This is a genomic window from Methanomassiliicoccales archaeon (assembly GCA_013415695.1).
GTDB lineage: Archaea > Thermoplasmatota > Thermoplasmata > Methanomassiliicoccales > JAAEEP01 > JAAEEP01.
Genome location: JAAEEP010000022.1, coordinates 1 through 19,130 on the forward strand (window position 1 = coordinate 1; position 19,130 = coordinate 19,130).

The following is a 19,130-nucleotide window of genomic DNA, read 5'->3' on the forward strand; positions in this document are numbered from 1 at the left end:
ATCTGACGTGGAGTACCCCCTTCCTTGATGAGCTGCACGATGCGCCGTCCTGTAGCGCGGGCGAGATCTCTCTTTCTCTTATCGGTTGCGAGCATTGACCCGCATCCGGTGAGGCTCATTCCCATGACCTCGGTCAAGCAGGCCATGGTGTTGGCGGTGAACAGCCCCGAGCAGGATCCTTCTCCTGGGCAGGCCGCACACTCGACCCTCAGCACATCATCGGCGGTGGCCTTTCCCGCATTATACTCGCCCAGCACCTCGAACACGGACTGCACGTCGATCTTCCCCCCATCGAGCTTACCCGACTCCATGGGCCCTCCGGTGATCATGATGGCGGGAATGTCTAGCCGACCGGCGGCCATCAGCATTCCCGGGGTGATCTTGTCGCAGTTTGTCACCCCCACCCAACCATCGAACCAGTGGGCCTGGGCCATGAGCTCGACGCAATCGGCGATAGTCTCTCTCGAAGTGAGGGCGTACCTCATGCCCTCGTGTCCCATGGCGATACCGTCGCATATGCCCGGTACACCGAAGGTGAATGGAACCCCTCCAGCCTCTGAGATGCCCTTCTTTATCTCTTCCACTAGGCGATCCAGGTGAATGTGACCCGGAATGATCTCATTCCAGGAGTTGGCTATCCCTACAAATGGCTTTTCGAAATCCTCATCGCAAAGACCAGTGCCCCTGAACAGACTTCTGCTGGGGGCCTTGTAGATGCCGTCCTTGACCATGTCGCTGCGCATGTTATCCTCTCTGGCGTAATATGAAGCTCCCTTTGAAAAGATTTGCCGTGGACAAAACAGGGTTTCACTGGAACAATTTAAGATTGAAGAAGTAAAAGATTATCGGATCGGCTTAGGAACGAAGCACGATCTCGATGTTGACACCGTCTGGGACCTGGATCCTCATCAGCTGCCTCAGCGCTCTCTCATCAGCGTCCAGATCGATGAGGCGTTTGTGGATCCGCATCTCCCAGCGGTCCCAAGTCTCGCAGCCCTCCCCGTCAGGTGACTTCCTGCATGGGACGACCAGCCTCTTCGTTGGAAGTGGAATGGGTCCCCTGATCGCCACCCCAGTCCTCTGGGAGATGGCCTTGATCTGGTTGCAGACCATGTCGACCTTCTTTGGTTCGGTTCCGCTCAGTGAGATCCTTGCTCTCTGTGACATAATTGTGACCCTCTAAAATGGAAGAAAGGTGGGTAAGGGGTTTACTTCTTCTCCACGTCGATGCACATGCCTGCGGCGACTGTCTGACCCATGTCTCGGATGGCGAAGCGGCCCAACTGGGGGAATTCCTTCGCTATCTCGATGACCATCGGCCTGGTCGGCATGACCTTGACGATCGCGGCATCACCAGTCTTCAGGAACTGCGGGTTCTCTTCCTTGACCGCTCCGGTCCTGGGGTCGAGTTTCTTCTGCAGCTCGATGAACTGGCAGGCAACCTGTGCCGTGTGGCAGTGGAACACCGGGGTGTACCCAACGGTAATGACCGAGGGGTGGTTCAGCACCATGATCTGAGCGGTGAACGTCTTGGCCACGCTCGGTGGGTTGTCGACTGGACCCGCAACATCGCCCCTTCGGATGTCGTTCTTCGCGACTCCCCTGACATTGAATCCGACATTGTCGCCGGGAAGCGCCTGGGGAAGGGTCTCGTGGTGCATCTCTATGCTCTTGACCTCGCCGACCTTGTCGGACGGCTGGAAGACGACCTTCATATCGGGCTTGAGCACTCCGCATTCGACACGGCCCACGGGGACGGTGCCGATACCGGTGATGGTGTAAACATCCTGAATTGGTAGCCTAAGGGGCAGTTCGGTGGACTTCGGGGGCTCCTTGAGGTTGTTCAGGGACTCGAACAGGGTGGGTCCCTTGTACCAGGGCATGTTCTCGGACCTGTTCATGACATTGTCGCCCTTGAACGCGCTGGTCGGGATGATCGGTACTTCATCCACCTTGTAACCGACGGTCTTCAGCAGAGCGGTGACGTCGGTCTTAACCTTGTTGAAACGACCTTCGTCGTACTTGTCCTCAAGGGCATCCATCTTGTTGATGTCCACGATCAGCTGGGGAACACCCAGAGTCCTTGCCAGGAAGATGTGCTCCCTGGTCTGGGCCTGGGGACCCTCGACGGCGGATACAACGAGCACAGCGGCATCTGCCTGGCTTGTGCCAGTGATCATATTCTTAACGAAGTCACGGTGACCGGGAGCGTCAATGACGGTAAAGTAATACTTCTCGGTATCGAATCGCTTGTGGGCGACATCGATGGTCAGCCCACGTTCACGCTCCTCCTTCAAGCTGTCCATGACCCATGCGAACTCGAAAGTGGCCTTTCCCTTCTCCTCAGCCATTTTTCTGTACTTCTCGATGAGGTAGGGTTCAATGTGACCGCTGTCGAGCAGCAGCCTGCCCACGGTTGTGGACTTGCCGTGATCGACATGGCCAATGACCACGAGGTTCATGTGAGGTTTCTCAGCAGCCATATCATAGCCTCCAAGTTTTTAAATGCAACTAGCGTCTCCATACTATTCTTATTATTTAATCGTTTTCCGGCTCATGCGGAGTAGTACGCAGCGTCGTAGGGCTCTGGCTTCAGACCCTTTCTGGTCCTTATCTCGGCCACGACCTTTTCCTGCAGTTCGTTTGGCAAATATACGAATCCAGAGTTCTCCGTGGACCAAAGAGCTCGACCCTGTGTCGCGCTCCTGATAGCCGAGGCGAACCCGAACATCTCTGCCACGGGGGCCTTTGCCACGATGACCGCGTGGTCTCCTTCCTGGGTCATGTCCTCTATGGTGGACCTCCGAGACTGCAACTCGCGGGTGGCGTCGCCCATCTGATCCTGCGGGACATTGATAAATACCTTCTGGATGGGCTCCATGAGTGTCCTGCTTGCCTCGCACATCGCTCCGTATATCGCACTCCTGACAGCGGGGATGACCTGTGCAGGTCCACGGTGGATCGTGTCCTCATGGAGCTTGGCATCGACCAGCCTTACCTTCACGCCCATGACCTTCTCTTGGGCCAACGGCCCCAGGGTCATGGCCTCCTCGAAGGCCTGCTTGCACAGCTCGATGGTCTCATGCAGGTACTGGATACCCTTGGTCACATCCAGGAACACATTGGTATCTTTGAACGAGACAATGGACTTTGCCTCATCCTTGCTCATGCCTAGATCCTGGAGCTGCCTGGCAAGACCCTTGGGATCCTTGATCTTCCCTTCCACGGAGATATCGCCTTCCTTGATCGCCTTCACTATGGCGGGCTCAAGGGGCTCGACCTCGATGTAGAAGCGGTTGTGCTTGTTAGGTGATTTGCCCTCGAAGGGACCGGCCTTCTTTTTGACCGCCTCTCTGTAAACCACGATGGGAGGACTCGCCTTGATATCGATTCCGTGCTCGTGGACGATCCTGTAGTTGGTGATCTCCAGGTGTAGCTCGCCCATTCCCGACATCAGGTGTTCTCCAGTTTCTTGGTTGATCTCCACCACGATGGATGGGTCCGCCTTGGCCACTGACCTGAGGACCTCCACTAGCTTGGGAAGGTCCTTCATGTGCTTGGCCTCGATGGACACTGTGACCACGGGCTCGCTGAAGTGAACGATGCGCTCGAAGGGTTCCATATCCTTGTCATTGGAAATCGTGGAACCTGAAATGGCGTCCTTGAGTCCCGTGACAGCGACGATGTTACCGGCGACAAGCTCCTCGACGGTCACTCTGTCCGCTCCTACGGAAAGTGATACGGTCTGCACGCGGTTTGTGTTGGGCATGCCGACGACCTGCATCTCCTGGCCTTTCTTGATGGTTCCTGAGAAAAGACGGCCGACAGCCACCTCACCTGCGTGGGGATCCATGATAATTTTGGTTACCATATATGCTACTGGACCATCGGGATTGCAGTTGTACATCGAACTGCCGATCTTTGATTCGAGGTCGCCCTTCCATATGGTAGGGATACGGATCTTCTGAGCAGAAATGGGATCTTCGATGTGCTTGATGACCATTTCCAGAACGACTTCGTGAAGGGGAGATTTCTTGGCAAGAGCCTTTTGATTCTCGTTCTTGCAGTAGTCGTAGACATCGTTGAAGCTGATCCCGCTCCTCTTCATATAGGGAACACTGATGGCCCAGTTGTGGTACGCTGAGCCGAACGCGACCTTCCCTTCCTCAACATTCAGAGCCCACTCCTTCTTGAGTTCGGGCGGCAATAGGTTCTGGATGCGCTTGTTGACATCCGTGATGATCTTGACGAACTGTTCCTGCATCTGCTGAGGTGTGACCTTCAGCTCGTTGATGAGGCGGTCCACCTTGTTGATGAAAAGGATTGGCTTGACCCTCTCCTTGATCGCCTGCCTTATGACTGTCTCGGTCTGGGGCATGACGCCCTCGACTGCGCAGACCAGGATGATGACACCATCCAGGGCCCTCATTGCCCTGGTAACGTCCCCACCGAAGTCCACGTGGCCGGGGGTATCGATGAGATTGATGAGATATTCCTTACCGCCGAAATCATGCACCATTGATGCGTTCGCGGCGTTGATCGTGATTCCTCGGGCCTGCTCCTGCTCGTCGTAATCAAGAAGCAGCTGCTTGCCCGCGAGTTCCTCGGACATCATTCCCGCGCCAGCGATCAAATTGTCGCTGAGAGTTGTCTTTCCGTGGTCTATGTGGGCCGCGGTCCCGATGTTCCTGATGAATTCTGGCTTATGCATCAGTGCTTGAGCCTTACGAATATTGTCTTCCTTTCGTCCCATAAAAACACCGTCTCAATCAGCGTGCAGAGCCAGATACCCTTTCGATCTCTTCTTTCTTGGAGACGGAGAAACTGTTCATGTCACCGCGGGAAGCGAGAATGATCTCCTCTGCGAGACAGGTGGCGATTGTCTTCTTGTTTTTATATGTGGATTTAACCGCTCCCCTGCATATATTCCTCAGAGCTATGTCAAGCCTGCGGGATGGGGCGATGTCCACCGCCTTGGGGACGGATATGCCACCGAACTGAAGCCTGGTGACCTCTTCCCTGGGAGCAGCGTTCTCCAATGCCTCCACAAGAGCCTGAACGGGATTCTTCTTAGCCCTCTGTTGTATGATCTCAAAGGAATCCTTCACAACCTGATAGGACTTGCCTTTCTTACCGGTGTAATCTCCGGTTCGCATCATGTTGTTGATGAGCCTCTCCACGATGCTCATCTTGGACTTTCCGAACCACTTGTTTGCGTGCTTCCCTCCGGAAACGGGAATGGAAGTCGGCCTGAGGTCGATGTACTTTGCCAGTCCACCGTCCTTGATTACGACCTCATTGAGATCGTACTTGTCAAAGAGCAAGACATTGGAGAAGGAGGACTCCTCCACCACTTGCTCCACCTGTGCAGTACCTTCCTCGGTCATCATCATCACCTCACAGGCTTCTCCTTCCGTCCTCTTACCATCTCATTAAGGGAAACGTTGTTTACCTGTATCACCTTGTATCTGACCCCTGGGATATCACCGTAAGAACGACCCATCCTTCCACCAATACCCTCGACCAGGACCTCGTCGTGCTCGTCTATGAAATTGATAGCGCCGTCACCTACCGCGAAGGCTGTGATCTGGCGACCATTCTTGATGAGCTGGACCTTGACGCACTTTCTGATTGCCGAGTTGGGCTGCTTTGCCTCGATCCCGACCTTCTCAAGCACGATGCCCCTGGCCTGAGCCGCCCCCTCCAGCGGGTCGGACTTCTCCTTAAGCTTGAGCATCCGCCTCTTATAAGCTCTATCACTCCATCGAGCCTTTTGCCGGCCCTGCTTGAGCTTCCTGGCGGTGAAAAGACCTCTTGCCAATGGCTACACCTCTCTATATTCGAATTCGGGCTAATACTCTACCCGTATTTAAGCGTTGAGGGTTTTGGAGTTGACATTCAGCACCCCCATACCCGGGTTCACCTAATGAGGACTCGTATTAATATGTTGCCCTCCTAAGAACCCATCGAACGAGAGAAGGTCGCTCATGGAGATAAAGCTCACTTCCTAGAGAGAGATTGGTCATCAATCCTTGTTCCTGAAAGGCATCAATAATGAATTAATAGTGGAACCTCTTTGTATCAGGATAAGGGATGGGATAATGGTAGATGAGACTATCGAGTCAAGCATCAAACTTGAGCGAACCCAGAGCATGATGGAATACGTGCTCGCCGCGGTGGTCCCGGCTATCCTCGCGGTCATGCTTTTCTCCTTCGTGATGTTCAGGGAGTTCTTCGAGTTCTTCTTCTTGCTAGCGGTAGTTGTCGCACTTCTCATGATAGTGCCTGCTGTTAGGATACACAAGCTGCATTACACGATATGGTCCAAGAACACACTGCCAATTCGTTTCGTGACATCACTGATGGGAATGATCTACATCGTGGCCGTTTCCATATTCTCCGTCTCGATGATATCGGTGTTCGAGGGGCTGCAACCCGACCAGCCTCTCACTCTCGGCATCATCGGCAGTCTGGTCATCTCCCTAATTGTCCTAATGGCTTATAACGCGAAGTATAGGGATAAGTTCCTTTCCATGGAGAAGAAGCATTTCAAGAAGGACCCGAGGTTCATGGAGAACAAGATCATGTCCTTCCTTTCTGAGATGGAAATCCATTACAAGAAGTATCCCGGAGACCGCCGTTGGAGGGTGGCTCTGGATGAGAGCGGCCTCATCATAAAGATCTTCCCTATCGGAGGCAAGGCAACGGAGATCACGGTCGAGAACATCAACGACGAGAATAAGGAGCTCTTCGGTAAGATAAGGGAGTTCATTGATGGCGAACCTAGGCCCGTCCCCGCGACTCGCCCATCTCCATCGCAGTCGCTATCAGATGGGCAATCCTGAGGGGCTCGGGTAGCACCCCCTTGACCGTGCTCCTTCGGATCAAATTTTCTGCCTCTCCAGCTGGTATTCCAACCTGGGCAACGTGGATCGATTTATAATCGGTTCTTACCTCTCTGAGCGGATGCCTTTGTATCGTGGCAATACGCTTCTCCCAGTCTGAGAAGTGGGACCTGAGGGCGATCTCCATACCATGCATATCTGGAGGGTCCCGGGTAATCGTAGCGAAGGGCACATTGGTCCTCTCATGGAGGTCAGAGATATCGATTACATTGAATCCTCCAAGGGCAATGCCATCCACCATCGCCAACTTGATCTGTTCCCGGAACCTTGATTTAAGAACCATCTCGGAGAGCACATCGTTGGCGTCGGTACCGTCCACCTCGCACCAGGTCCTCATGACCCCTTCGACGTAGGAAGGGAGACGCACTACCACGCCCACTACCAAGGCACGATCGTCATCGAAATGAAAGGGAGAATCATCGATGCCGAGGACGCGGACATGGGGTTTCATCTACATCAGCTTCAGTTCTCCGGTGACCCTGTCCACCAGTTCTTCCGGCGCAGGCCCGATCCCGAGGCATGTCGTGGTTCCGGGTGGAAGCTCTGTGTGCCCCGCGTCTATGATCAGGGAACAGGTAATGCCGGAGTGTTCCGAGGCCATCTTTAGTTCCATGAGCTCCTGGAGGCTGGCCACCTTTACGACCACTTTCTTCTGACCCTCCCCGTACCATTTCCTGTACCAGATGGGGTGCTTCTTCTTTGCGGCGAAGGAGCAGTTAACGGCAGCGTGGGCCACCTGGGCAGCCATCTTCCCTGGTGAGAGCTTGAGGTCAGTCCTGACCGCTATGACCATCTTGTACTCCATGTTCTTCATCGAAGCTCGCCCATACATCCGGATAAAAGACTTAATAACTTCGCCGTTGTTGCTCAGAGCATGTTCGAGGTCCTTTCCCGGGACGGACTGGCGAGGGTTGGTAAGCTGACCACCCCTCACGGGACGGTCAGAACCCCCGCACTGCTTCCGGTGATCAACCCTCGGCTCATAACAATCGAGCCGAGTCGCCTACGGGAAGCCTACGGATTCGAGGCCATCATCACCAATTCATATATCATAAGGAACAGCGAGAACCTCCGCGAGCGGGCGCTCTCCGAAGGACTGCACTCTTTGCTGGGCTTCAAAGGGGCCATCATGACTGACAGCGGCACCTTCCAGTCCCACATGTACGGCGAGGTGGAGGTCTCCAACCAGGAGATCGTCTCCTTCCAGAGGGACATTGGGTCGGACATAGGCACAGTCCTGGACATTTTCACCGAGCCATACTGGGGATACGATGAGACATCAGAGGCGGTCGACACGACATTGTCACGTACCGAGGAGGCCTCGCAACTGAAGGGCGAGATGATGTTGGCAGGTGTGGTGCAGGGATCGGTATTCCCCGATCTCAGGGAGAGGTGCGCAAGGAGCATGGCCTCAATGGGGGTGGACATTCACCCTATAGGAGGTGTGGTACCGCTCATGGAGGGCTACAGGTACTCCGACCTTGTGGATGTCATTGTGGCCTCGAAGAAAGGGCTAGATCCCAGCCGGCCCGTCCATCTTTTCGGAGCCGGGCACCCTATGGTCTTCGCCCTAGCCGCCCTACTTGGATGCGACATGTTCGACTCCGCCTCATACGCCAAATTCGCACGAGATGGTCGCTTCATGACGGTCGAGGGGACCTTCCACCTCAAGGACATGAAGGAGCTCAATTGTCAGTGTCCCGCCTGTCACAATCACGACATCAGAACCCTCAAATCACTGGATGAAGAGAAACGAGTAAGGACCATCGCTGAACACAACCTGTGGGCATCCAAGATGGAGCTGGATAGGGTCAGAAGGGCCATACTAGAGGGAGACATCTGGGAGCTAGTGGAGAGGCGTTGCAGGGCCCATCCCGCACTCCTTGACGGACTAAGGAGGCTTCCCCTCCACTCTGGATATCTGGAGAGGTTCGAGCCCCTGAGCAGGGAGGGAGCGCTGTTCTACACCGGCTCAGAGAGCGTTTCCAGGCCCGCATTCTCTAGATACCGTAGGAGGCTGGGCAATGCATTCCAATTCGGAAGCAAAAAGCTCATCGAGGTGGAAGAGACCAGCAAGCCTTACAACAGGTCGTGCACCGAGCTGATCATCCGGGAGTATGGGGAAGATACGCAGATCGTTGTGCGGTCTCCGTTGGGTCCGGTCCCAATCGAAATGGATGAGACTTACCCTGTAGCGCAGTCTCTGTTTCCCACAATTGTCGATAGAGAGACAGAAGAGCTCTCGAATGAGATGATGTTGAAGGTCAGAAAGAAGTTCGATGAAGTCATCGAATGCAACTGCGCGGGATTGGGAAGCGGAAGTCCCGATATACCGGAATTGGACCTCGCGAGGACACGAACGGTCATAGAATACCAGTTCGGTTCAGGAGCATCGGAAGCAATTATGAACGGGGAAACTACCTTCCTTAAATCCAGGACAACGGGAAAGATCAGGAATGTGTTTGTGGATGGCGAGCACGTTCTCTCGATGCGGGCCTCGGACGGCCTGTTTACCCTGAGGCCACCAGGAGCAAAAAGGCTGATGAAGTATTTTCCTTATCCTAGGATGAGGGTGGTGGTTGAGGACGATGCAGTGCCCTTCAACCGGGAGGGGAAGAACACGTTCTGCAAGTTCGTCATCGACTGTGATCCTGGGATAGTCCCAATGGACGAGGTCATGGTTGTCGATCAGTCGGATGACCTGGTTGCTATAGGACGTGCGATATTGGTTAGGGAAGAGATGATCGCATTCGAAAAGGGTATTGCCGTGAAGGTGAGAGAAGGCATCAAGATCTGATCATCTTGACTGCTGGACCATCTCCCCTGCGACCTTGACGCATGATAGAAGGTCTTCCAGGGTGTGAAGCATGGAGGACTCGCTCTTGGCACTTGCTTCAAGAATGATTGCATCGGCTTCCCTCCATGCCTTGGCGTAGCCAGCATTGTCCTGCTCGATCGCTCTCAGGACGATCTCGGCAGTACTCTCATCCCCGTATTCTATATGGATCAGGCAATCGACGCTCACTCCCTGGCAATGATCACCGGGTATTATTAAGCTTCCTGGTTCGTCATTCCTTCATTGAGCGGGGGATGAGGATTGCGGCGACGAAGGCGATCCCCAACATTACGGTGATCGTATCGAAGGAGATGCGCATGCCCTGCCTGGCAGAATTATTGGTTATCTCGTAGAGGTAAGGCTTGAGGTCATCGGGGATGTCGGGTTCTTCTCCCTGCTCCAGCTTCTCGAACCACTCCAGGATCTTCTCCGCAACCTCGTCCTCTTGATCCTCGGGTACCAAACCTGTGTCGATCACACCATTCACGATCGAGGAGAACACCGCTATGATCAGGACCACTCCGATAAAGGCGGTGCCCAGCGACGTCCCGAGCTGCTTGGCGGTATTCACCAGTCCCGAGGCGTCGCTCTGCTGCTCCGGTCCTGCGGCGGATAGGGTGATATTGGTGATTTGAGAGAGCAGGAGGCCGAGACCCGTTCCGAAGACGAGGAATCCGGGCAGTAGATCGATGAAATCCACCTGGAAATGGAACTCATCCCTGAGCATCATGGATCCTAACATCGAGATTGCTATTCCGATCAGGACCAGGTACTTGGGATGTATGATTGATGAAAGTCTGGTCGCTCCCACAGAGAATATGAAAACGGTCAAGGAAGTGGGTAGGATTATCAGCCCGGTGGTGAAGGCGTCGAGATCGAGAACTGACTGCATGAACACCGGAATTATGAACAGGAAACCTGCCAGTGTGAGATTCTGGATGATACCCACGATGTTGCCGTAGTTGAAGGTCCTGAGCTTCAGAAGGCTGATGTCGGTGAGTGGGACCAGGCCTCTCGCGATCCTCCTCTTCTGCCAGAGCAGGAAGAGCAACATGATCAAGCCCCCTGCGATCATAAGAATTGGGACCAGGAGCCAGGTCTCGTAGGATTGAAGTTGGAGAATGCCCAAGACTATCAGGAAAAGGCCGGTGAAGGACATCACCGCACCCACCGCATCGAGGTCCTTCCACTTTATTGTCGGCCTAGACAATGGGAGCCAACGCAGTAGGACCAGAATGACGATCGCGATCACCACTTCCAGACCGAAGGCAAGCCTCCAGGTGTAGAATGTAGTCAGGAATCCGCCGATTATGGGGCCAAAGGCAGCGCCGGCGGCGGCTATCCCTCCCCACATACCGAATGCGACGGCACGTTCCTTTCCCTTGTAGCTGTCGGTAATGAAAGTGGCTGTCGCGGGAAGCATCAACGCCGCGCCTATTCCCTCCAGGATGGCCCAGCCGATCAGGAGCATCAGGGCGTTGATGCTGAGCGCCGCCGTGGCCGTTCCTATGGTGTAGATAACCAGACCGATGGTGAATGCTTTCCTTCGGCCAACGACGTCCCCCAGCTTGCCTCCAAGAAGGATCAGGGATGCCATGATGAGGGCGTAAATCGCGATGATGGCCTGGATCACGCTGATATCGGTATTCAGATCCACAACCAGCGCCGATATCGAGACATTCATCATCGTAGTGTCGATGACGAGAATGAAAATCGCAAGGCATACTATGACGAGAACTCCCCAACGGAAACCAGATCTATCCCCCTTGGCCAAATAGCGCCTCCTAATTGAATCGATAATCGTATTGGAATATTTTGAGTTCATCATATAATACGATTATTGGAATATGGGGCTTGGAAGGCCATAGGATTATTACTGTCGATATACATTAATTAGCCGAGGAGAATATTATGATAGACAAGATTGACCATCTGGCTATAGTGGTGTCGGATCTTGAGAAATCGATGGATTTCTACGGTAAGGCGCTTGGCTTCGGGGAGATACTGAGGTTCGACTCCAAACTCCCAGGGATAAAGCGGATCTCGTTCATGGAGAAGTCAGGGGGAGTGTTGGAGCTGTTAGAGCTGGACGGCACGAAGGATTTCGTGGACGACCCGGCAATGCCCGGTTTCAAGCACCTCTGCGTTGCAGTGACCGATTTCGATGCCGATTACGAGAGGATAAAGGGAATGGGAGTGAAGGTCCTGGAGGAGCCTCATGTGCTCAATAGCGAGCACTTGACAATGACCAGTTCCAGGATTGATGTCAACATTAAGAAGGGGCTCAAGAGGGCGGTATTCGCCGATCCTGATGGCCTGCCGCTCGAGATAATGCAATGGCTGTAAGAAAGTAGCCCCGGGCAGATTTGAACTGCCGTCGCCGGCTCCAAAGGCCGGCATGATTGACCGCTACACTACGGGGCTATGATGAACCGGATAATTGTACTCATATATAACAATCGTACCGGTAAATCTAGGACTGAACCAGATCGCCGTACAGATGCGTAGGCGCAGCTTCGGTGATCTCCACCATTAAATATTCTCCAAGGGGGAATTCCCCTTTCACCACGACTGGTTTGTAGGAGTCGGTCCTGCCGATAACTGAACCTTTTTTCCCTTTCTCTACGACGAGGATGACCTCCTTTTCCCCGATCAACGATTTGTTGATCTCCTCAGCGATCTCGAACCTGAGCTTGGTCAGCTCCCTCGAGCGATCCTTCGCCTTCCAGCCCGGTACCTTATGATCCATGGAGAATGCCTCAGTGCCGGGTCGTGGAGAGAATCTTGTTATGTTGACGATGTCGGGTTTCACGCTCTCAAGGAGTTCCCTCGTCAGGAGGTGATCGTCATCGCTCTCGCCTGGGAACCCCACGATAACATCCGTGGAAAGGGTCATCCTTGGTAAGGATCCCCTAAAGGAGTCGACGAGGGCTCGGAAATCCTGAACGGTATATCTCCTCCCCATGCTCTTCAGGAGCGTGTTGCTTCCACTTTGCACGGGAAGGTGGAGGAACTTGAATACCTTGGGATTGTTCCAGGCAGGTATGTATCGTTCAACAATCTTGATCAAGGTATCCGGGTTCATCATCCCCACCCTTATCTTGAAGTCACCCGGTATCGAGGAAAGGGACGAGACGAGCTCAGAAAGGTCGGTTCCGATGTCCCTCCCATAAGCGGCAGTGTCCTGACCAGTGATCTGAAGCTCCTTTGTGCCGTTCTGAATCATCACCTTGGTTTGCCCCAGCAACTCAGCGTGGCGAAGGCTGCGAAGGTGCCCCCTTGCTATCCTTGTGATGCAGTAGTTGCACCCTCCCAGGCATCCTTGAGCTATGGGCAATATTCCAATTACCCCTCCATCCACAGGTGTGAGGCATCCATCGCCCCTGCCGAAGTGCTTCTCAATGATTGTCTTGAAGTCAGCATAGTCGGAGAATGGAAGAATCACGGCTTGCGGTGCAACCTCATCGATCCTCTGGGCCTGAACGGCGGCCAGGCATCCGGCCACGACCAGTTTCTTCCCCGAGTTCGATAGAGCCCCAATCCTTGAGACCATCCGGTTCTCCGTGGCCTGAATGACGGTGCAGGTGTTGATAACAGCCAGATCCGCTTCGTCCGCTCGGTCAACTACTTCGTGACCCAGTGAGGCAAGCTCACGCTTGAAGCGCTCTCCCTCACCCATGCTCATGGTGCATCCATAGGCCTCAACGACGACCTTCACGAGCCTTCAAGAGAGTTCCCGTATAAAGAGGCTACCCAAATACGGCACCAATTGAATCTTGAGGCTCTGATCATGATTTTCCTTCAACGGACTAATAGCTTTGAACTAGTATCCTATCATTCGATTGTCAGTAATTTTGAGGGCTCTTTTCTTCCAAACATTAGATTTATCTACCTCAGATGATTTACCCCGAGGCATGACCCGCACATCGGAGAACGGTGCTAGCTATCGAATGACCAGCTACGACTCTGATTGCAGGTTCGGTTTTAGTCTGCTCTAAGAGCATCCGCCCCTTCCCGTGCCGAAAAGCACTTCACTGTTCACCAGAGAAGCGCAGCGGTAACTTTCATCTAATTCGATGAGCTGCTGGCACGGGTTCTTTCACTCTGATTTCACTCGTTTTGAAAAGGAGGTAAAGAGATGTTAGGAATAGAGGACACACAGATCATCATAGGTTACGGACTATCAATCGCACTTGCGATCGTCTGCGCCATATATGGCGTCCTGAATTGGAACAAGGAAGGTGTGGAGGATGGTTGACACCGTTCTCTTTGGGACCATCACACTGGTGTACATAGCCATCACCTTCTATCTCGGCTACCTGGGGTACAAGAAGACTAGGAGGGCTGAGGACTACATGGTATGCGGTCGAAGGATACACCCCATAGTGCTTGCCCTCTCTTACGGGGCGACGTTCATCAGCACCTCGGCTATAGTGGGATTCGGCGGTGTCGCTGGACAGCTTGGCATGGGTCTGATATGGCTGACGGTGCTCTGTATAGGAGTCGGGATACTGATCGCCTTCATCATCTACGGGAAGAAAACCAGAGAGGTCGGGAACCAGGTGAAAGCGGTCACCTTTCCTGATCTGCTTGGTAAGAAATACAAGTCAAAGTTCGTTCAGTCAGCTATTGCAACCATGATCCTGGCAGGTATGCCCTTGTACACCGCCGCCATTCTCATCGGGGGAGCGAGATTCATCGAGACCACGCTCGCAATCCAGTACGACCTTGCACTGGTGGGCTTTGCAATCATTGTCGCCGCCTATGTGGTTATGGGAGGACTCATCGCCGTGATGTACACCGACGCACTGCAGGGAGGGATCATGCTGATAGGTATGACCGCCCTGATCGTCCTTACCTACGTTCTCCTGGGAGGAGTGGGACCTGCGAACCATGAGCTGAGCTCCATGGCAGATCTTGTACCAGAGGCGTTGGCTGCGGCCGGTATGACGGGATGGACCTCCATGCCCGAGCTGGGCTCGTCCATCTGGTTCACTCTCATCACAACCCTCGTACTAGGTGTGGGCATTGGCGTGCTCGCGCAGCCGCAGCTGGTGGTCCGCTTCATGACCGTCAAGGACAACAGGTCGCTGAACAGAGCGATCATGGTGGGAGGACCATTCGTTCTCATCATGACCGCAGTGGCTTTCACGGCCGGGGCGCTCAGCAATGTCTACTTCTACCAGACCAGCGGGATCACCGCATTGGAAGCCGCAGGAGGGAATGTCGACTCGATCATACCGCTGTTCATCAACGAAGCTCTTCCTGAGTGGTTCGTGGTGGTATTCATGCTCGCACTTCTGGCGGCGGCCATGTCCACGCTAAGCTCGCTCTTCCATACCATGGGCACCTCCATGGGGTACGACCTCTGGGGGAACCTCAGGGAGAAACTCATGGGAGCCAACAACAGGGAGACCGAGCACATGAGGCTTTCGTTCAAGCCCAGCCAGATCGGGACAATGGCCATGATAGTGGTGAGCGTGGCACTGGCCTACATCATGCCTATCAGCATCATTGCCCGGGCCACGGTGATGTTCATGGGATTGTGCGTTTCAGCTTTCCTGCCGGCACTGACCCACGCTCTCTACTCGCGGAACCCATCCACGAAGGCGGCGATCGCCAGCCTACTGGTCGGAGCAAGCGCCTGGTTCATGTGGACAGTGTTCGTGCATGTGAAGGAGTCAGCGGCCCTAGGCATATGCCGGGCGCTATTCGGGGTGGACACCCTGCTCCTGATGCCCTGGCAAGTGATCGATCCTCTGATCATCGCGCTCCCGATATCAATGATCGCCCTCACTGTTGTCTGGTACCTGGACAAGAGAATGTGCCTGCTGGGCGAGGAGATCGGGATCCCCAACACAGAGGGCTGATCAGAAACCACATCCCTTTTTCTTTCAACTCAGCCAGAGATTGATCTCCTGAACATCAATGTGGTGGCCGAGAGTGTGATCACCCCTACTATCAGTATCACTAGGAATCCCTCTCCAAGAACTGCCCAGTCCCATCCATTTATGATAAGGGATCGCGTCGCATCAGCCACGTAGCTGATTGGATTGATCTCGGAGAAGCTCTGAACCCAGGACGGGAGCAGGGCTTTTGGCATGACCGCGGTGGATAGGAAAAGCAGCGGGAATGTTGTGATCAGCCCGATGGTGAGGGTCGTTTCTGAGTTCTTCGTGGTGAGAGCGACGAAAGTGGAAAGGCCAGACCAGGCTATCCCAAATGCCGCGGCGATGATAAGGATCATGATTGCACCGGGGACGCTGGTGACAATTGAAACACCTACCGACACGGCCAGGAGAAGGATGATGAATGTCTGGATCATGATGCGGACCGCGTCGCTCAGCACCTTCCCGATGAGGATGGACGACCTTGATATGGGTGCCACTTTCATCTTGTCCAGATAACCGCTCTCCATGTCATCTACCATTCCAATCCCGGACTGGAGGGCGGACGCCATTACCGTCTGGATGACGATGGCGGCGGTGAAGAAGGTCTTGTAGTTATCGGTTCCCGTGATCTGCTCGAAGTTGGGAATCTGACCGATGGCCGCGAACGCCTCCGTGAAAAGGAAGAACCAGATTATGGGCTGGACCAGCGAGAAGAATATAGCCAAAGGTTGACGCTTGGTCTTGATCATCCATCTGTTGAAAACGCTGATGATCTCTCCCGGCAAGTACATCATATTCATCTCCTTCCCCTCCTTCTCATTCTCCTGGTGGGCGGTTTCACCTCTTCCACCTTCAGCTTCCTTCCAGTGAATTTCAAAAAGACATCATCTAATGAAGGAGGCGAAAGCGTGAGGTGGTCTATATTCAGATTCACGCCGTCAAGTGCTCTCACTATCTGCGGTACCAGAATCCCACCGTTATCTCCAAAGATAATAAGGACCTTGTTGCAGTCTATCATCTCTATCTCGCATTCCTGGACCTCCTTGACCCCAGGTATCTTTTCGATGACTTCGATCGCACCATCCCTGATCTCCTCTGTCATCTCATCCTTCAACTTGACCTCGATGAGATCCGCACCTATCTGGGCTTTGAGGTCTGACGGTGTTCCTTCAGCAACGATCTTCCCCTGGTCGATTATGGACAGACGATTGGCGAGATGATCGGCCTCTTCCATGTATTGTGTTGTCAGGAAAATGGTCATTCCACCCCGGTTCAACTTCTCGATGTAGTCCCAGATGGCCTTTCTGTTCTGGGGGTCCAGGCCGGTCGTTGGTTCGTCGAGAAATAGCAGTTTTGGCATCGAAACCAAAGAAGTTGCGAGATCAAGCCGTTTCTTCATCCCCCCGGAGTACGTGCCTGCCTTTCTATCGGCAGCCTCTATCAACCCAACCGTTTCCAAGATCTCATTAACTCGCCCATCGATCTCCTGCTTGGGAACATGATAGAACCTGCACTGGAGTTTTAAATTCTCCCGAGCGGTAAGATCATCGTCCACGCCGATTTCCTGGGAGGCATATCCTATGACATTTCGAATATCCCTCTCCATGCCATCAAGGTCCAAACCATCTACTATCACCTTACCAGAGGTCTTCTTGAGAAGTGTGGTTAGAATCTTGATCGTGGTGCTCTTCCCAGCTCCATTTGGCCCGAGAAAGCCGAATATCTCCCCTCTTAGAACATGGAATGATATGTCATCGACGGCAGTGATGTCAGGTTCGAACCTTTTTACCAAGCCGTCCACCGAAATGATATTGTCCAATATCAAGCGCCCCTTTGACCACTTAGAATCATAATTTCTATTGTAGCCCGGGGCTTATAAAAGACATCGACAGGATATGGGCTTGGAATCAAGGAGCTGACTCAAGCCTAAGAACAACCTCATAGGGTGTTGGAAATTGATTCGGCTAGGTCCTTGATCTTCCCTTCCCAACCGTCCTCGAGCGGCCCCTTTATGCCTTTGACCTCTAAAGAAAAGCATTCAGAGGTTGGGGTCAACCCTGCCGATTGAAGGGCATCGTTCATTATTCCCTCCGTCTTTTTCCATTGGGGCTTTTCCTTAGGCTGGGGAAGATGGGTTATCACTAGCGCATACTTCCCTCCATCTCTGGATAATTTACCAACGAACTTTCTCATCTTGCCTGGGGGCTTCCCCGCGTGCACCGAGGTGGAGAAGACGTAAAGATCAGAATCTGGTATCTTATCAGGGTTGATATCGGTGACAGAATAGGTCGACACATCGTGTCCATCTCGCAAAAGGAGGTCTTTCAGACGCTCCATTGCCATCTTGCCGTTCCCGTACTTAGAGAGATACGTAATAGAGATCTTTGCCATGGTGGAAATAAAGGGAATTATTACCCCATAATCATTACTATTTGGAAACGGTCCCGAAAATGCGGCTATTAGGGTCTTGATGAAGAAACAGAAATACTCTTGATGAACGAGTTACGAAGATCGTCCAATATATACCGCGCATAATTGTAGGATAGAAGCGCGGAGAGGGGGATTTGAACCCCCGAGTCCTTGCGGACAATGGATTAGCAATCCATCGCCTTACCTAGCTGGGCCATCTCCGCTCAGGGAGTTGAGAAAGGGAATTATATTCTTAACCTTTTCTCCCGAAGTCCGCAGCCGAGCGGTCGTCACATAATGAGATGTTGATGTTCATCGAACATGTCCAGTGAATCGTCGGAATGGATAAAGAATCTAGGGGGCGCACCTCTTGAAGAGGAGGAGGGAAACCATGGCAATGCGCCCCCTATTGAGGAAAGCCGCTGTATTCTGCCGATGGTTCTTGGCACAACGGGGGTCTTGTACCGTCTATGTTTCTATTTTCTTAACTGCATTCATAGATAAACCTTTTCCAATCCAAGTATCAAAATCGATATCAGTTACCAATTGTTATAAAAGAAGTTATGATGGAACGGTTCCAGAAATACTCTGGATTCCCCCTACTTTCGGGGACCACAGAAACCCTAATATAGAGGGATGCTTGATAGTTTGAGTTATAGGAAGAGAGTGCCCACGCATCCCGAAACACATATATATGGCATCGATGTTAAGGTGCTTTCACCGACGCAGTCGCGTATCGGGCCAGAGAGAGGCTGGAAGGCCTTCTGTGATGGATTCGAATCCAAGGCTGCGTACATTCATGGAGAACCAAGATCTCCGTCATAGGCGTGTTCTCTTGGTTCTGACGTTCGATGTGCTATGTTATTGCATAATGCGATAACCATGGTGAAACTTGGCTATACCGCTAATTCAACCATCTCAGCGATCATCAATTGATGACCGCCTGCGGATCGATTCCGGTTGATCCTGCCGGCGGCCACCGCTATTGGAATCCGATTAAGACATGCGAGTCGAGAGTCTTCGGGACTCGGCAGACTGCTCAGTAACACGTGGATAACATGCCCTTAGGTGGGGGATAACCTCGGGAAA

The 19,130-nt window shown here is 53.2% G+C and carries 19 protein-coding genes, 2 tRNA genes and 1 rRNA gene; 6 read left to right on the forward strand and 16 right to left on the reverse strand.

What is annotated here, in order from left to right; translation table 11 throughout:
- From GKC03_09055 to GKC03_09080, 6 genes are all read right to left on the reverse strand, one after another.
- Positions 1-743: dihydroxy-acid dehydratase (locus GKC03_09055; GenBank protein ID NYT12675.1), on the reverse strand; the 743-nt coding region annotated here is incomplete at its 3' end.
- A gap of 112 nt (positions 744-855) precedes the next feature.
- Positions 856-1,167: a 30S ribosomal protein S10 gene (locus GKC03_09060; protein NYT12676.1), complete on the reverse strand. Its 312-nt coding sequence runs from the start codon at positions 1,165-1,167 to the stop codon at positions 856-858.
- A gap of 41 nt (positions 1,168-1,208) precedes the next feature.
- A complete protein-coding gene (tuf, locus tag GKC03_09065) occupies positions 1,209-2,483 on the reverse strand; it encodes a translation elongation factor EF-1 subunit alpha (GenBank protein ID NYT12677.1) in 1,275 nt (424 codons plus the stop codon).
- Positions 2,484-2,554: 71 nt separating this feature from the next.
- Positions 2,555-4,753, reverse strand: a complete 2,199-nt coding sequence (locus GKC03_09070) for an elongation factor EF-2 (GenBank protein ID NYT12678.1) — start codon at positions 4,751-4,753, stop codon at positions 2,555-2,557.
- A 16-nt stretch (positions 4,754-4,769) separates the two neighbouring features.
- A complete protein-coding gene (locus tag GKC03_09075) occupies positions 4,770-5,390 on the reverse strand; it encodes a 30S ribosomal protein S7 (GenBank protein NYT12679.1) in 621 nt (206 codons plus the stop codon).
- A gap of 2 nt (positions 5,391-5,392) precedes the next feature.
- Positions 5,393-5,821: a 30S ribosomal protein S12 gene (locus GKC03_09080; protein NYT12680.1), complete on the reverse strand. Its 429-nt coding sequence runs from the start codon at positions 5,819-5,821 to the stop codon at positions 5,393-5,395.
- 280 nt (positions 5,822-6,101) lie between these two features.
- On the opposite strand from GKC03_09080, the gene GKC03_09085 reads away from it, so the two are divergent.
- On the forward strand, positions 6,102-6,845 hold the full coding sequence (locus tag GKC03_09085; GenBank protein ID NYT12681.1) for a hypothetical protein: 744 nt from the start codon (positions 6,102-6,104) through the stop codon (positions 6,843-6,845).
- On the opposite strand, the gene GKC03_09090 is transcribed toward GKC03_09085, so the two are convergent.
- Together GKC03_09090 and GKC03_09095 are read right to left on the reverse strand one after the other, a co-directional pair.
- Positions 6,784-7,356, reverse strand: a complete 573-nt coding sequence (locus GKC03_09090) for a DUF99 family protein (protein ID NYT12682.1) — start codon at positions 7,354-7,356, stop codon at positions 6,784-6,786. The two genes, GKC03_09085 and GKC03_09090, sit on opposite strands and share 62 nt — an antisense overlap.
- Positions 7,357-7,710, reverse strand: coding sequence for a peptidyl-tRNA hydrolase (locus GKC03_09095; GenBank protein ID NYT12683.1), 354 nt, complete (start codon positions 7,708-7,710; stop codon positions 7,357-7,359). It lies immediately after the preceding gene.
- Between the two features lie 69 nt (positions 7,711-7,779).
- Between GKC03_09095 and tgtA the strand changes: the two genes are divergently transcribed.
- Positions 7,780-9,702: a tRNA guanosine(15) transglycosylase TgtA gene (gene tgtA, locus GKC03_09100; GenBank protein NYT12684.1), complete on the forward strand. Its 1,923-nt coding sequence runs from the start codon at positions 7,780-7,782 to the stop codon at positions 9,700-9,702.
- On the opposite strand, the gene GKC03_09105 is transcribed toward tgtA, so the two are convergent.
- Complete coding sequence (locus tag GKC03_09105) at positions 9,703-9,930, reverse strand: hypothetical protein (protein NYT12685.1); 228 nt, start codon at positions 9,928-9,930, stop codon at positions 9,703-9,705.
- A gap of 43 nt (positions 9,931-9,973) precedes the next feature.
- Positions 9,974-11,566: an MFS transporter gene (locus GKC03_09110; protein NYT12686.1), complete on the reverse strand. Its 1,593-nt coding sequence runs from the start codon at positions 11,564-11,566 to the stop codon at positions 9,974-9,976.
- Between the two features lie 86 nt (positions 11,567-11,652).
- Here GKC03_09110 and GKC03_09115 point away from each other — a divergent pair, with 86 nt between their 5' ends.
- Positions 11,653-12,087: a VOC family protein gene (locus GKC03_09115; protein ID NYT12687.1), complete on the forward strand. Its 435-nt coding sequence runs from the start codon at positions 11,653-11,655 to the stop codon at positions 12,085-12,087.
- Between the two features lie 5 nt (positions 12,088-12,092).
- On the opposite strand, the gene GKC03_09120 is transcribed toward GKC03_09115, so the two are convergent.
- Together GKC03_09120 and GKC03_09125 are read right to left on the reverse strand one after the other, a co-directional pair.
- Positions 12,093-12,165 (reverse strand) — tRNA-Gln (locus tag GKC03_09120).
- 49 nt (positions 12,166-12,214) lie between these two features.
- The gene (locus tag GKC03_09125; protein NYT12688.1) at positions 12,215-13,459 is read right to left on the reverse strand and encodes a tRNA (N(6)-L-threonylcarbamoyladenosine(37)-C(2))-methylthiotransferase; all 1,245 of its coding nucleotides are present in this window, start codon (positions 13,457-13,459) and stop codon (positions 12,215-12,217) included.
- A gap of 532 nt (positions 13,460-13,991) precedes the next feature.
- Here GKC03_09125 and GKC03_09130 point away from each other — a divergent pair.
- Complete coding sequence (locus GKC03_09130; protein NYT12689.1) at positions 13,992-15,611, forward strand: sodium:solute symporter family protein; 1,620 nt, start codon at positions 13,992-13,994, stop codon at positions 15,609-15,611.
- Between the two features lie 29 nt (positions 15,612-15,640).
- Here the strand turns inward: GKC03_09130 and GKC03_09135 are convergent, their stop codons facing one another.
- From GKC03_09135 to GKC03_09150, 4 genes are all read right to left on the reverse strand, one after another.
- Positions 15,641-16,426, reverse strand: coding sequence for an ABC transporter permease (locus tag GKC03_09135; protein ID NYT12690.1), 786 nt, complete (start codon positions 16,424-16,426; stop codon positions 15,641-15,643).
- A 2-nt stretch (positions 16,427-16,428) separates the two neighbouring features.
- On the reverse strand, positions 16,429-17,442 hold the full coding sequence (locus GKC03_09140; protein ID NYT12691.1) for an ATP-binding cassette domain-containing protein: 1,014 nt from the start codon (positions 17,440-17,442) through the stop codon (positions 16,429-16,431).
- Positions 17,443-17,570: 128 nt separating this feature from the next.
- Positions 17,571-18,023: a flavodoxin family protein gene (locus GKC03_09145; GenBank protein ID NYT12692.1), complete on the reverse strand. Its 453-nt coding sequence runs from the start codon at positions 18,021-18,023 to the stop codon at positions 17,571-17,573.
- Positions 18,024-18,181: 158 nt separating this feature from the next.
- Positions 18,182-18,265 (reverse strand) — tRNA-Ser (locus GKC03_09150).
- 146 nt (positions 18,266-18,411) lie between these two features.
- On the opposite strand from GKC03_09150, the gene GKC03_09155 reads away from it, so the two are divergent.
- Positions 18,412-18,693, forward strand: coding sequence for a hypothetical protein (locus GKC03_09155; GenBank protein NYT12693.1), 282 nt, complete (start codon positions 18,412-18,414; stop codon positions 18,691-18,693).
- A gap of 295 nt (positions 18,694-18,988) precedes the next feature.
- Positions 18,989-19,130 (forward strand): 16S ribosomal RNA (locus GKC03_09160); the annotation flags it as partial.